This is a genomic window from Sphingomonas sp. NFX23 (assembly GCF_049887795.1).
In the GTDB taxonomy this organism is placed as follows: domain Bacteria; phylum Pseudomonadota; class Alphaproteobacteria; order Sphingomonadales; family Sphingomonadaceae; genus Sphingomonas.
Genome location: NZ_JAGEKH010000006.1, coordinates 101,450 through 114,704, shown reverse-complemented (window position 1 = coordinate 114,704; position 13,255 = coordinate 101,450). Strand labels below are relative to the sequence as shown.

Annotated in this window: 17 protein-coding genes and 1 tRNA gene; 16 read left to right on the top strand and 2 right to left on the bottom strand. The window is 66.0% G+C overall.

Annotated elements, in window-relative coordinates; translation table 11 throughout:
- Positions 1-82: 82 nt before the first annotated feature.
- The 7 genes from J4O76_RS16865 (at position 83) to J4O76_RS16835 (ending at position 4,864) form a co-directional block, all read left to right on the top strand.
- Positions 83-205: an aa3-type cytochrome c oxidase subunit IV gene (locus tag J4O76_RS16865; RefSeq protein ID WP_082441508.1), complete on the top strand. Its 123-nt coding sequence runs from the start codon at positions 83-85 to the stop codon at positions 203-205.
- Between the two features lie 4 nt (positions 206-209).
- Positions 210-1,331 carry an NAD(P) transhydrogenase subunit alpha gene (locus J4O76_RS16860; RefSeq protein WP_426283017.1) on the top strand — a complete coding sequence of 374 codons (1,122 nt, stop codon included), beginning with the start codon at positions 210-212 and terminating at the stop codon, positions 1,329-1,331.
- Between the two features lie 178 nt (positions 1,332-1,509).
- Positions 1,510-1,851, top strand: coding sequence for an endonuclease domain-containing protein (locus J4O76_RS16855; protein ID WP_426283016.1), 342 nt, complete (start codon positions 1,510-1,512; stop codon positions 1,849-1,851).
- Position 1,852: 1 nt separating this feature from the next.
- Complete coding sequence (locus J4O76_RS16850) at positions 1,853-2,170, top strand: NAD(P) transhydrogenase subunit alpha (protein WP_056064542.1); 318 nt, start codon at positions 1,853-1,855, stop codon at positions 2,168-2,170.
- A gap of 27 nt (positions 2,171-2,197) precedes the next feature.
- Entirely contained in the window at positions 2,198-3,697 is a 1,500-nt protein-coding gene (locus tag J4O76_RS16845) for an NAD(P)(+) transhydrogenase (Re/Si-specific) subunit beta (protein WP_426283014.1), read from the top strand.
- Between the two features lie 101 nt (positions 3,698-3,798).
- Positions 3,799-4,740, top strand: a complete 942-nt coding sequence (locus tag J4O76_RS16840) for a hypothetical protein (protein ID WP_426283013.1) — start codon at positions 3,799-3,801, stop codon at positions 4,738-4,740.
- Positions 4,741-4,791: 51 nt separating this feature from the next.
- A tRNA-Val gene (locus J4O76_RS16835) sits at positions 4,792-4,864 on the top strand.
- 17 nt (positions 4,865-4,881) lie between these two features.
- Here J4O76_RS16835 and J4O76_RS16830 read toward each other — a convergent pair.
- Entirely contained in the window at positions 4,882-5,442 is a 561-nt protein-coding gene (locus J4O76_RS16830) for a helix-turn-helix domain-containing protein (RefSeq protein ID WP_426283012.1), read from the bottom strand.
- 85 nt (positions 5,443-5,527) lie between these two features.
- On the opposite strand from J4O76_RS16830, the gene J4O76_RS16825 reads away from it, so the two are divergent.
- From J4O76_RS16825 to J4O76_RS16815, 3 genes are all read left to right on the top strand, one after another.
- A complete protein-coding gene (locus J4O76_RS16825; RefSeq protein ID WP_426283011.1) occupies positions 5,528-5,992 on the top strand; it encodes a DUF6456 domain-containing protein in 465 nt (154 codons plus the stop codon).
- A 39-nt stretch (positions 5,993-6,031) separates the two neighbouring features.
- On the top strand, positions 6,032-6,970 hold the full coding sequence (gene dapF, locus J4O76_RS16820) for a diaminopimelate epimerase (RefSeq protein ID WP_426283010.1): 939 nt from the start codon (positions 6,032-6,034) through the stop codon (positions 6,968-6,970).
- An 83-nt stretch (positions 6,971-7,053) separates the two neighbouring features.
- Complete coding sequence (locus tag J4O76_RS16815) at positions 7,054-7,608, top strand: fasciclin domain-containing protein (protein ID WP_426283489.1); 555 nt, start codon at positions 7,054-7,056, stop codon at positions 7,606-7,608.
- Between the two features lie 223 nt (positions 7,609-7,831).
- On the opposite strand, the gene J4O76_RS16810 is transcribed toward J4O76_RS16815, so the two are convergent.
- Positions 7,832-9,097, bottom strand: coding sequence for a NupC/NupG family nucleoside CNT transporter (locus tag J4O76_RS16810; RefSeq protein WP_426283009.1), 1,266 nt, complete (start codon positions 9,095-9,097; stop codon positions 7,832-7,834).
- 145 nt (positions 9,098-9,242) lie between these two features.
- On the opposite strand from J4O76_RS16810, the gene J4O76_RS16805 reads away from it, so the two are divergent.
- From J4O76_RS16805 to J4O76_RS16780, 6 genes are all read left to right on the top strand, one after another.
- Complete coding sequence (locus J4O76_RS16805; RefSeq protein ID WP_426283008.1) at positions 9,243-9,890, top strand: queuosine precursor transporter; 648 nt, start codon at positions 9,243-9,245, stop codon at positions 9,888-9,890.
- A gap of 122 nt (positions 9,891-10,012) precedes the next feature.
- A complete protein-coding gene (gene argB, locus J4O76_RS16800) occupies positions 10,013-10,930 on the top strand; it encodes an acetylglutamate kinase (RefSeq protein WP_056053472.1) in 918 nt (305 codons plus the stop codon).
- A 208-nt stretch (positions 10,931-11,138) separates the two neighbouring features.
- Positions 11,139-11,441, top strand: coding sequence for a YggT family protein (locus tag J4O76_RS16795; RefSeq protein ID WP_056066456.1), 303 nt, complete (start codon positions 11,139-11,141; stop codon positions 11,439-11,441).
- A complete protein-coding gene (locus tag J4O76_RS16790; protein ID WP_426283007.1) occupies positions 11,438-11,749 on the top strand; it encodes a DUF167 domain-containing protein in 312 nt (103 codons plus the stop codon). The genes J4O76_RS16795 and J4O76_RS16790 overlap by 4 nt, the downstream gene beginning before the upstream one ends.
- Positions 11,746-12,621, top strand: a complete 876-nt coding sequence (gene folD / locus J4O76_RS16785) for a bifunctional methylenetetrahydrofolate dehydrogenase/methenyltetrahydrofolate cyclohydrolase FolD (RefSeq protein WP_426283006.1) — start codon at positions 11,746-11,748, stop codon at positions 12,619-12,621. Before J4O76_RS16790 ends, folD begins: the two co-directional genes overlap by 4 nt.
- Positions 12,618-13,238, top strand: a complete 621-nt coding sequence (locus J4O76_RS16780; protein WP_253071537.1) for a MarC family protein — start codon at positions 12,618-12,620, stop codon at positions 13,236-13,238. Before folD ends, J4O76_RS16780 begins: the two co-directional genes overlap by 4 nt.
- Positions 13,239-13,255: the final 17 nt, after the last annotated feature.

The window sequence follows — 13,255 nt, the reverse complement described above, 5'->3', positions numbered from 1 at the left end:
AATGTCCTGCTTGGCGATCCTGGATACGCGCGATAAGGTCTCGGCCATAGAGGATGGCACTGACAGGATTGGGGCACGAACCATGGCCGGCAACGGGGACATGAAGGCGCACGTCGCGACCTATTCGAGCGTGACGGGAATGATGAAATGGGGCGCAGTCGGGTGTGCGCTGGTCGTCGCGCTCGTGATCTGGCTGATCTCGTAACGCCATGAAGATCGCCGTCCTGAAAGAGCAAGCGGACGGCGAGCGGCGGGTATCCGCGACGCCGGAAACAGTGAAAAAGTTTATTGCGCTGGGGGCTGTGCTCGCCGTCGAGGCGGGGGCGGGGGATACTGCTTCGATCGCCGATGCCGCGTACTCGGATGCGGGCGCGTCGGTAGGCGACCGTGCGGCGACGCTGGCGGGGGCGGATATCGTGCTCGGCGTGCAGGGGCCTGATCCTGCTTCGCTCGACGGCGTGACGCCGAGGGCGTGGATTGTTGCCAGCCTCAATCCCTTTGCCGAGCGCGCGCGAGTCGAGGCTTATGCTGCGGCGGGCTACGAAGCGCTGGCGATGGAGTTCATGCCGCGCATCACGCGCGCGCAGTCGATGGACATCCTGTCGTCGCAGTCGAACCTGTCGGGCTACAAGGCGGTGCTCGACGCGGCGGCCGAATATGGTCGCGCGTTTCCGATGATGATGACTGCGGCGGGGACGATCTCGGCCGCCAAAGCCTTCGTGATGGGCGTCGGCGTGGCCGGCTTGCAGGCGATCGCGACTGCGCGGCGTCTCGGCGCGCAGGTGTCGGCTACCGACGTGCGCGCTGCGACCCGCGAGCAGATCCAGTCGCTCGGCGCGAAGCCGATCTTCGTCGAGAACGTCGCGGGGATCGAAGGCGAGGGGACGGGTGGGTATGCCGGCGAGATGTCGCCCGAATACCAGGCGGCGCAGGCGGAGCTCGTGTCGGGGCATATCGCCAAGCAGGATATCGTCATCACGACGGCGCTGATCCCGGGACGTGCCGCGCCGCGGCTGATCTCGGCGGCGCAGGTTGCGAGCATGAAACCGGGATCGGTGATCGTCGATCTTGCGGTCGAGCAGGGCGGCAACGTCGAGGGCTCGGTCGCGGGCGAGGTGGTCGTCGTGAACGGCGTCAAGATCGTCGGTCACCGCAACGTGCCGTCTCGGTTGGCGGCAGACGCGAGCGCCTTGTTCTCGCGAAACCTGTTCAACTTCCTCAACGCCTTCTGGGACAAGGACGCCGGGCGACCCGTACTCGACGCCGAGATCGGCGATGCGATCCGGCTGACGCAGGGCGGCAAGATCGTGAACCCAAGGCTGCTGGCATGATCTTCTATCCTCCCCTGCAAGGGGAGGTGGCGCGCCCTGGCGCGACGGAGGGGTGTCGCCAGTCGTTATTTCGCGCACCATCACTGCGGACGACACCCCTCCGTCAGGCAAGTGCCTGCCACCTCCCCTGCAAGGGGAGGATCTAGAGATGCTGCAAGGAGCGGGAACGACTGGGGCTTTGGCCAAGCAGCTTCGAGCGACGATGTCTCCGCCCGAAATCACATTGTGGCTTGCGTTGCGGGAGCGACCGGCTGGTTTGAAGTTTCGGAAGCAGCATCCCTCGGGTCCGTACGTTGCGGACTTCTACTGTCATCCTGCGCGGTTGATCATCGAAGTTGACGGCCAAGCGCATGATTATGGTGATCACCCAGCGCGCGATGCCGCACGTGATTCCTGGTTCGAAGGACGTGGCATCGCCGTTCTGCGTATCCCGGCTATCGAGATTTTCCACGATTGCGACGCGATGGTTCGAGGTATCGTGGCACTTGCAGCCGAGCGACTCGCCGCACAGGAGGAATAGCATGGACTTTATCGCGATCCTGTCGATCTTCGTGCTGGCGTGTTTCGTCGGGTATTTCGTCGTCTGGGCGGTGACGCCGGCGTTGCATACGCCTTTGATGGCGGTGACCAATGCGATCTCTTCGGTGATCATCGTCGGCGCGCTGATTGCTGCGGCTGCGGCAGGCATCGGCGCCGGATCGGGCGTGGCCAAGGCACTCGGTTTGCTTGCCGTGGTGCTGGCGAGCATCAATATCTTCGGCGGCTTCGCGGTCACCGCGCGGATGCTGGCGATGTACAAGAAAAAGGAACGGCCGGTCGCGCCTGCTGCGAGCAAGTGAGCGATACGGACGTGAAGGGGACGCGCGATGCATGAACTGACGGTCAGCCCCTGGGCATCGCTCGCCTATCTCGTCGCGGGGGTGTGCTTCATCCTCGCGCTGCGCGGGCTGTCGAGCCCCGCGTCGAGCCAGCGCGGCAATCGGTTCGGCATCATCGGCATGACCATCGCGGTCGTGACCACGCTGGTGACGCATGTGCCATTCGTTCAGCACCTTCTCGTTTCCGACACCGGATCTACGATAGCCGTGCGCGCTATCGACTGGACCACGGTCGTCGAAATCCTTGCGGCGATCGGCGTCGGCGCGGCGATCGGTCTCGTGACAGCACGCCGGATCGCGATGACCGCGATGCCGCAGCTCGTTGCCGCGTTCCACAGCCTCGTCGGTCTCGCCGCGGTACTGGTCGGCATCGCGGCCTATCTCAACCCGCAGGCATTCGGGATCTCCGACCTCGTCATCCCGCTGATCGGCCAACCCTTCGCGGTGATCCACCCCGTCAGCCGGATCGAACTCGGCCTCGGCGTGGCGATCGGTGCGATCACCTTCTCGGGCTCGGTCATCGCGTTCCTGAAGCTCAACGGCAACATGGGCGGCAAGCCGATCATGCTGCCCGGCCGCCACGTCATCAACCTCGCGCTGCTCGCCGGCATCCTGGGGCTGATCGCGTATTTCGTCACCGACCAGGCACCGTGGATCTTCTGGACGATCGTGATCCTGAGCTTCGTCATCGGCTTCCTGCTGATCGTCCCGATCGGCGGCGCGGATATGCCGGTGGTGGTCAGCATGCTCAATTCCTATTCGGGCTGGGCGGCCGCCGCGATGGGCTTCACGCTCCACAACAGCGCGATGATCATCACCGGCGCGCTGGTCGGCAGCTCGGGCGCGATCCTCAGCTACATCATGTGCCGCGCGATGAACCGTAGCTTCATCAGCGTGATCGCAGGCGGCTTCGGGACGAGCGATGCAGGCGCGGGAAGTGGCGGCTCAGCCGTCGATCGACCGTGGAAACGCGGCTCGGCGGAGGATGCCGCGTTCCTGATGAGCCAGGCCGAGCAGGTCATCATCGTCCCCGGTTATGGCATGGCGGTCGCGCAGGCTCAGCACGTCCTGCGCGAGATGGGCGACAAGCTGAAGGCCGAGGGCGTCCGCGTGAAATACGCGATCCACCCCGTCGCGGGGCGCATGCCGGGGCACATGAACGTCCTGCTGGCCGAGGCGAACGTGCCGTATGACGACGTGTTCGAGCTGGAGGACATCAACAGCGAGTTCGCGCAGACCGACGTCGCGTTCGTGATCGGTGCCAACGACGTGACCAATCCCGCCGCGAAGACCGACAAGACGTCGCCGATTTACGGCATGCCCGTGCTTGATGTCGAGAAAGCGAAGACCGTGCTGTTCATCAAGCGGTCGATGGGCGGCGTCGGCTATGCAGGCGTCGATAACGAACTGTTCTATCGCGACAATACGATGATGCTGCTGGCCGACGCGAAGAAGATGGTCGAGGATATCGTCAAGGCACTCGACTGAGCTCTTCGCGTGGGGTTCCCAACTGCAACGGAACTCGATCCAGTTCGGGTGTAACTCCTCACCTGACACAGGTTAGTCTCCGTATCATAGCGGAGACCTTGATGACCCTATCTGACGGCCCGCCTGACGCGGCGAATTACGACACGGGGATCGACGCGATCCTTATCGCCGGGCCCGGCGCACCGGACCGGCTGGCCGTTGCCCTTGCCGCGCTGAACGGTCGGATCGTTGCCCGACTCGATTGGCCGGCAGGCTTCGGCGATCATGCGACGCCGCAGGTCATCGTCGTCGAGGCCGGCGGAGTCGATCCAGCGATAATAGCCGAACACCTGCCAGGAATCGTCCATCAGGCGGCTTCAATGCAGGCGGGACTGGTCGTTGCCATGGGCGTCGACGAGATCGACGTTGTCGCCGCGGCGACGCTCGGCGGCAGCACGCGGTTGCTGGTCGATCCCACCGTCGGTGATTGCGTGGCGGCGATCGTGGTCGCTGCCGAGGCGGCGCGTATCCCGGCGGGCGTCTTCGATGTTCACCGCGAGACCGACGGCACGCGGCTCGAGCGACTGAACACCGAGGTCGCGCGGATCGCCGAGGCGCTCGCCCGACTGACGCGGGCGGAGATCGAGGGCGACGCACCTGTCGCACCGATCGTCGGCGACCGCACCAATCGCTACGGCGCACCGCCCGCCTTGGTAGAGCCCAGCGCGGCGGATGTCCGTCGGGCGATCCGCGCGCGCCGCTTGCGCGACCAGTTCTTCGGCGCGACATTGTTCGAGGACCCTGGCTGGGACATGCTGCTCGATCTCTACGCCGCCGAGCTTGAGCGGGGCCGCGTTTCGGTGTCGAGCCTGTGCATCGCAGCGGCAGTCGCGCCGACCACTGCGCTGCGCTGGATCGCGCGGATGACCGACACCGGATTGTTCGAACGCCGTCCCGACCTGCTCGACCGACGCCGCGCCTTCATGGTGCTGTCCGATCGCGCGAGCGAGGCGATGCGCGGGTACATCGTAGCCACCAAGGGCGCCGACCTGCGCATTCCGTGATTTTAGCTTGCCCCGGCCGCCCGGCTTTGGCATCGGACGTCCACCCGAGAGGGGCGATTAGCTCAGTTGGTAGAGCGTCTCGTTTACACCGAGAATGTCGGCGGTTCGAGCCCGTCATTGTCCACCGTTATCCGCCATCTTCTACAGTTCGCGAACCAACCGCACCGCGACCGCGATCCAGGCGGGGTCGGCGATGGTGAGCGACTGCGTGCCGGTGCCCGGCGGCAGGACGGTGACGTCGCCGTTGCATTGCGTGAGCCGTCCGAACGCGAACCGTCCTGCCGGTTGCGGGACGAGGATGTCGCGGTTGAGCGCGGTTGTGAAATCTCGGGGGGCCAGCGTTGCCGCCCAGATTACATCGCCTGCGCGGTATTCGCCGGTGCCGTTCGCGACGGTTATTGCGATCTGGCCTGGCGCGACTTGAGGCGGTGGTGCCGTAGTAGTTCGCCGGGGGGCGTGGGCTTCGCGGCCGTCTAGAATCGCGGCGACGGGCAGGTCGGTACGGCCTGGCAATTTCACAAGATCGCTTGCCTCGACGCCCAGTGCGGCGGCGATCCGGTTGAGCCAGCCGATCGAGACGGTGCGCGTGCCGGTCTCCAGGCGCCCGATCGTCTGCGCGGTGGTCGGTGGATCGCAACGCCTGGCGACGTCCTCCAGGGTCAGTCCCTTAGTGCGCCGGACTTCCCGAATGGCGGTGATCATTGAACGGTTCCAAACCAGATAGGTTATTCAGCTGTCCTACAACCGTGCGGATATGGCAACAGCCAAGCGCAACGGGAGATGGCGGATGCGCGAACTGGTAGAGCGGACGGTCGATTCGGAGGGTGTTCCTCAAGCGGTCGGCATGCGTCGCGGTCGTATTGTCACCGTGAACCTTGCGGAGTCGCCGCTTGGATGGCTGCGGTCGCGCGCGTTGATCGACGTGAGACAGTTCGAGGCGGGTGAGCGGTTGCGGGCCGATTACGAACGCGCGTCGATCGCGCCGAGCGTGACGATGCGCTGGGTCGAGCGGGTCGATGGGGGAGGTGGCGGCGGACTCGACCCGACGTCGGCGCAGATCGCGGCGAAGCGTCGGTTCGACGGGGCGCTGGCGGCGGCGGGGCCGGGGCTGGCGGATATCCTTTGGCGGGTGGTTTGTGCGGGGGAGGGGCTGCCGGTGGCCGAGAAGGCGTTGCAATGGCCGGCGCGGGCGGGGCGGGTCGTGCTGACGCTCGCACTCGATCGGTTGGCCGCGCATTACGGGATCGGTTAGGCGCTCGCATTGGTGCGCGGGCGTGATTAAGTGTCCAGCATGCGCTTCGACCTCATCAAATGCCACGGCTCTGGCAACGACTTTCCGCTGATCGACGCACGCGCGTCGACGCTCGGCGATGCGGCTTGGGCTGCCGTCGCGCGGGCGTTGGCGGATCGCGATGGACCGGTGGGTGGCGACGGGCTCCTGCTGCTGACTGGCGGCGACGCGACCCACGCGTTCGGCATGCGGATGTTCAATTCGGATGGCAGCGAGTCGGAGACGTGCCTCAACGGCCTGCGTTGCGTCGCGCGCGCCGGGTTCGCGGCTACGGGCTCCGAGTCCGCGTCGGCGCTGCTGAAGACGAGCGACGCGGCCGTCGAGCGCGATGCCGATATTGCCGATGGCGTGTTCACCGTGCGCGAGATCGCTGGCCCCGCGTCTCTGGATGTCGCGGCGTGGCCTATGCATGTCGGGACCGATCGCATCGTCGATACGCCGATCGCGAATCTGCCGACGGACCGCGCCTTTACGGCGGTGGCGATGCCGAACCCCCATCTCGTGACGTTCGTGGATGCCATCGACGAAGCCGAGCTCGTGCGCGTCGGCGAAGCCTGCGAGGCGGCGCCCGACTGGTTGCCCAACCGCGCGAACGTCAGTTTCGTCGAGGTTCGCGGACGCGACCTGTTCGTGCGGACGTTCGAGCGCGGGGTCGGGCTGACCGACAGTTGCGGCAGCGCGATGGCGGCGTCGACCTATGCCGCGTGCCTGACCGGGCGGATCGCGTACGGCACGCCGACCACGGTGTTCAACAAGGGCGGCTTGGTCCGCGCCGAGGCGAGCGAGGCCGCGATGGTCACGCTGTCGGGCAATGCGACGTTCGAGTGGACCGGCACAATCGACGTCGATCTCGATACCGGGGCGGCGAGCGACCTGGTCGTCACGCGGCGGCATGACGATGAGATCGCAGCATGGGCGTGCCTTCTCGCGGCGATCTGAACACCGGCTGCGTCCTTCTGCCGGCACGTCCGTATCTCCCCGCAGTGGCGCCGCACACCGGCTCCGCACGCAGGAGAGAAGCCATGAACCCGTTCATTCGTACCGCGATCGTCGCCGCGGCCGTTGCCGTCAGCGGCAGCGCCATCGTCGCAGCCCAGACCAACCCGATGGTCGGCGGCGCCGCGATGTATCCGACCAAGACGATCGTCGAGAACGCGGTCAATTCGAAGGACCACACGACGCTGGTCGCCGCGGTCAAGGCCGCCGGCCTGGTCGAGACGCTGTCGGGCCCGGGTCCGTTCACCGTGTTCGCGCCGACCAACGCCGCGTTCAAGAAGCTGCCGGCGGGCACCGTCGACACGCTGCTCAAGCCCGAGAACAAGGCGCAGCTCGCCAGCGTCCTGACCTATCACGTCGTCCCCGGCACGATCACCGCCGCCGACATCGCCGCCAAGGCGAAGGCGAACGGCGGCACCGCGACCTACACGACCGTGCAGGGCGAGCCGCTGATGTTCAAGAAGGTCGGCACCGGCTGGGGCATCATGGACGGCAAGGGCCACAAGGGCCGGATCACGATCGCCAACGTCATGCAGTCGAACGGCGTGATCCACGTCGTCGACACGGTGATGCTGCCGTAATCGGCGATCCCGCGAGATAGCTGCCTCGCTTTCCCCCTGCGAGGTAGTTTGCGTCGAGCCCGTTGCCGAAAGGTGGCGGGCCCGATTGCGTTGGCACGGTTATCCTCCCCTGTGAGGGGAGGTGGCTGGCGTAGCCAGACGGAGGGGTAGTGCGCTGTCGAGAGGGTTATACCCCTCCGTCAGCCAAGCGGCTGCACCTCCCCTTGCAGGGGAGGATACTCTGTCAGCCGATCAGCAGGCCCGCGAGCGCCGCCGACATAAGGTTCGCCAAGCTTCCCGCGGCGAGCGCGCGCAGGCCGAGCTTGGCGATCATCGGGCGCTGGTTCGGTGCGAGGCTTCCGGTGACCGCCATCTGGATCGCGATCGACGAGAAGTTGGCGAAGCCGCATAGCGAGAAGGTGATGACCGCGATCGTCCGCGCGCTCAGCCCCTGCTGCGTGCCGAGCGAGATATACGCGACGAACTCGTTCAGGACGATCTTTTGCCCGAACAGCCCGCCGGCGATCCCCGCCTCGCTCCACGGGACGTTCAGCAGGAACATGATTGGCGCGAACACATAGCCGAGCAGCCCCTGGAAGCTGAGGCCGGGCAGCCCGATCATGTTGCCGAGCCCGCCGAGCAGGCCATTCGCGAGCGCCACCAGCGCGACAAATGCCAGCACCATTGCGCCGACCGCGACGGCCAGGCGCACGCCGGTCTGCGCGCCCTGGGCTGCGGCCATGATCAGATTGGCCGGCTTTTCCTCGTCGTGCGTTGCTTGCGGCATCGGTTCGCCCGCCGACGATCCGCCGGGCAGGTCGCCGAGCGCGAGTTCGCCTTCTGGTGGCGTGACGCGGTCGGGCATGATGATCTTCGCCATCAGGATGCCGCCCGGCGCCGCCATGAAGCTCGCCGCAAGCAGGTAATCGATCCGGATGCCCATCGACGCATACGCCGCGAGGATCGTGCCCGCGACGCCGGCCATGCCGCTGGTCATTACGGTAAAAAGCTGCGCCGGGGTGAGCCCCGCCAGGTACGGCCGGATGACGAGCGGCGATTCGCTCTGGCCGACGAAGATGTTCGCCGCCGCGCATAGCGATTCGACCTTCGAGACGCCGATGACCTTCTCGATCCCGCCGCCGACCCAGCGCACCACGAACTGCATGATGCCGAGATAATAGAGGATCGAGACGAGGCTCGCGAAGAAGATGATCACCGGCAGCGCGGCGATCGCGAAGCTCTGTCCGCCGATCTCGGGCGTCGCCATCTTGCCGAACAGGAATTCGGTGCCCTTCTGCGAATAGCCGAGCAGGTTGGCGACGCCGCCGGACATCTCGCCGAGCACGACCTTGCCGAAGCTCGAATACAGCACGAGCACGGCGATCCCGGCCTGCAATGCGAACGCGGCGCCGACGATACGCAGGCGGATCGCACGGCGGTCGCTCGACAACAGCACGGCAATGCCCAGGATGACGGCGATGCCCGCCAAACCGATGAAGAGTCTTTCCATGGACGCCCTGCGTTTTCTTGCGATGACACGCGCCGCCCCCCGGCTGCGCAAGCGACCGACATGACACGCGAGCGCCGCGCTCGCCAGTTATTTGAAGCGCGCTAGTCATTTGACGGCGCGCGCGATTTCGCTAGCGTCCCCGGCGATGGATAAGCCTGTTCCCGCGTTCCCGCGTTCGCTCTTCGTTTTTTCGGTCCTGTACGGCGGCATGGTGTGCATCGCCGGCGTGTTGGGGGTGAAGCAGGTCGCGCTCGGTCCACTCGCGGTCGAGGCGGGGATCTTCGGGTTCCTGCTGCTGGTGGTGCTGAGCAGTGCGATCTCCGAGCTGCACGGCCAGAAGACCGCGACGTTCCTGGTGCGCCTCGGGTTCATTCCGCTGCTGGTGTCGGCGGCGCTGATCCACCTGGTGCTGGCGCTGCCGCACGATCCGGGGATGTACCCGCCCGCGGTCGACGCGTTCCCGGTCGTCGTCGGGCAAAGCTCGCGGATGATGATCGCCGGGCTGATCTCCTACGGCATCTCGCAGACGCTCAACGTGCTGATCTTCTCGAAGCTGTCGGGACAGGTCGGCAGCGGCGACGGCAAGCTGGTGTGGCTTCGCGGCATGATCGCGAGCATCATCTCGCAGATCATCGACACGATCTTGTTCATCACCATCTCGTTCCTGGGGGAGCGGCCGATCATCGCGTTGATGGAAGGGCAGATGCTGACCAAGGTCATACTGTCGATCGTGCTGGTGCCGTTCATGATCACCTTCTTCGTGAAGCTGGGACGGCGGCTGGACCAGGTCTGACCGCGTTGTTTCCCCGCGAAGGCGGGGACCCAGTCTTGGCTCCCGCCTTCGCGGGAGAACGACGGAAGCAAGAGCGACGTCCGCGGCTTTCGTTACCTCCCTCGACTGGCTAAGGGATCGGCATGACCGATCACACGCCCGATCCCGCCCTGCTCGCCAAGGCGGAAACGCTCACCGAGGCGCTGCCGTATCTTCAGCGCTACGCCGGCAAGACGTTCGTCGTGAAATACGGCGGCCACGCGATGGGCGATCCCGAGCTGCAGCGCGACTTCGCCGAGGACATGGTTCTGCTAAAGGCGGTCGGCATCAATCCGGTCGTCGTCCACGGCGGCGGCCCGCAGATCGGCGCGATGCTAAAGCGGCTCGGCGTCGAATCACGCTTCGTCGACGGCCTGCGCGTCACAGATGCGGAGACCGCGCAGATCGCCGAAATGGTCCTGGCGGGCTCGATCAACAAGGAAATCGTCGGCTGGATCGGCCAGGCCGGCGGTCGCGCGGTCGGCATCTCCGGCAAGGACGCGGGCCTCGTCCTCGCGCAGAAAGTCGGTCACGGTCGCGAGCCCGACAAGCTCCAGGGGATCGAGCGGCACGTCGACCTGGGCTTCGTCGGCGAGCCGATCGCGGTCGACCGGACGATTCTCGACACGCTGATCGCGGCCGACATCATCCCGGTAATCGCGCCGATCGGCATCGGTGCGGATGGCCACACCTACAACATCAACGCCGACACGATGGCGGGCGCGATCGCCGCCGCGATGGGCGCCGCGCGCTTCTTTCTGCTCACCGATATCGTCGGCGTGCTCGACAAGGAAGGCGAACTGCTCACCGACCTCGACCCCGCGCGGATCGCTGAGCTACGCGCCGACGGGACGGTGACCGGCGGCATGATCCCCAAGCTCGACACCTGCGTTGCGGCGGTCGAATCGGGGGTGGACGCCGCGGTCATCATCGACGGCCGCGTGCCGCACGCGATGCTGCTGGAGATCTTCACCAAGCAGGGCGCGGGCACGCTGGTGAGCGCGAACGGGCGCTCGCGGTAAAGGGGGTAGCCTCTCACGCCCGTCATCCTGACGAAAGTCAGGATCCAGAGCCACTAGGGTAACGCCTGTGGCTCTGGATCCTGGGTCAAGCCCAGGATGACGGGGATTGGGAAGGCGAATCACCGGGCGCACACCTCCCGACACCACAGGGCTTCTCGTTCTCCTCCCGCCACCTTATATCGGCAATACACCAGCGGAGACCTACGCCTTGATCGCCCTTCTTCAGATCGTCCAGTTGCTGCTCACCGTCATCTGGTGGATCATCGTCGTGCAGGCGATCCTGTCGTGGCTGATCGCGTTCAACGTCATCAATACGCACAGCGATTTCGTCCGCACCGTGTGGACCGCGCTGCAGCGGATGACCGAGCCGATGTATCGCCCGATCCGCCGCGTGCTCCCGGATTTCGGCGCGCTGGACCTGTCGCCGCTCGTCGTGCTGCTGATCCTCTACATTCTCAGCAACATTGTCATTCCGAACATCGCGCAGAACTATCTCGTCGCAACCTATTGAGCGCGAAGGCCGCTTGGCGAGCGCTGGCTGACGGCTTGGCGATCGCCGTTCGGGTAACGCCGCGCGGGGGTCGCGATGCGCTGACCGCCGGGACCGAAGAGCATTTCGTCGCGAGGTTGGCGGCGGCGCCGGTGGACGGTGCCGCGAATGCGGGGTTGGTGGCGCTCGTCGCGAAGACCTTCGGCGTACCCAAGCGTGCCGTGACGATCGTCGCCGGCGAAACCGCCCGCCTGAAGCGCCTGCACATCGCCGGCAACGCCACTACGCTGGCGGAAATTGCCGCCGCGCTCTATGGGCCGCGGGCATGAGCGCGACCATCATCGACGGCAAGGCCTTCGCCGCCGGCCTCCGGGCCCGTATCGCAGACGGCGTCACCGCCTTTCGTGCACAGGCAGGCCGCGCGCCTGGGCTGGCTGTGGTGCTGGTCGGCGAGGATCCCGCCTCCAACGTCTATGTCCGGTCGAAGGGCAGGGCGACGCGTGAAGCCGGAATGGAAAGCATCGAGCACCGGCTCCCCGCCGACGTCCCCGCCGAAGACCTGCTGGCCTTGGTCGCGACGCTCAACGCCGATCCGACGATCGACGGTATCCTCGTCCAGTTGCCCCTGCCGAAGCATATCGACGAGCAGGCGGTGATCGCCGCTATCGACCCCGACAAGGACGTCGACGGCTTCCACCCGATCAACGCGGGCCGCCTCGCGACCGGTCTGCCCGGCTTCGTTCCCTGCACGCCGTTCGGCTGCGTCATGCTGTTGAAGAGCGTGTTGCCGAGCTTGAGCGGACTCGAGGCGGTCGTCGTCGGCCGCTCCAACATCGTCGGCAAGCCGATGGCGCAACTGCTGCTCCGCGAAAGCTGCACCGTGACCGTCGTGCATAGCCGCACGAAGGACGTCCCCGCGCACATCCGCCGCGCGGACATCGTTGTTGCTGCGGTCGGTATTCCGCAGATGATCAAGGGCGACTGGCTCAAGCCCGGCGCGACCGTCATCGACGTCGGTATCAACCGGACCGATGCCGGCCTCGTCGGCGACGTCGATTTCGCCAGCGCAGTCGAGGTCGCGGGCGCGATCACACCGGTGCCGGGCGGCGTCGGGCCGATGACCATCGCCTGCCTACTGCGCAACACCTTGGTCTCCGCAGGCCGTCGCGAAGGCATTGTTATCGACGAGGCCGCGCTGTGATCGAACTCTACATCTCGTCGCTGATCACGTTCTTCGTCGTCATCGATCCACCCGGCTGCGCGCCGATCTATGCCGGGCTGTCGGCGAGCGCGTCGTCCCTGCAAAAGCGGGCGATGGCGATCCGCGCGGTCGGCGTATCCGCGCTGATCCTGTTCGTGTTCGCGCTGTTCGGCGAGGCATTACTCAAGGGCTTGGGAATTAGCCTGGCGAGCTTCCGCATCGCCGGCGGCATCATGCTGTTCCTGATCGCGCTCGAAATGGTGTTCGAAAAGCGCACCGAGCGCCGCGAGGATCGTGCCGCCAAGGTGGCGAGCGATCCCGAGGTGGAGGACGTCTCGATCTTCCCGATGGCGATGCCGATGATCGCGGGCCCGGGCTCGATCGCGTCGGTGATGCTGTTGATGAGCCGCAACAGCGGGATCGAGCGATCGCTGGTGGTGCTCGGCGCGATGGTGACGATCCTGCTGCTGACGCTCGTCGCACTGCTCGCGGCGGGGCCGATCATGCGGATTCTCGGCGCGAAGATCGAGGCGGTGATCACTCGGTTGCTGGGCGTACTGCTGGCTGCGCTGGCGGTGCAGTTCGTCCTCGACGGTTTGTCGGTAGTGCTGCACTAATCCGTTCTCCTGCGTTC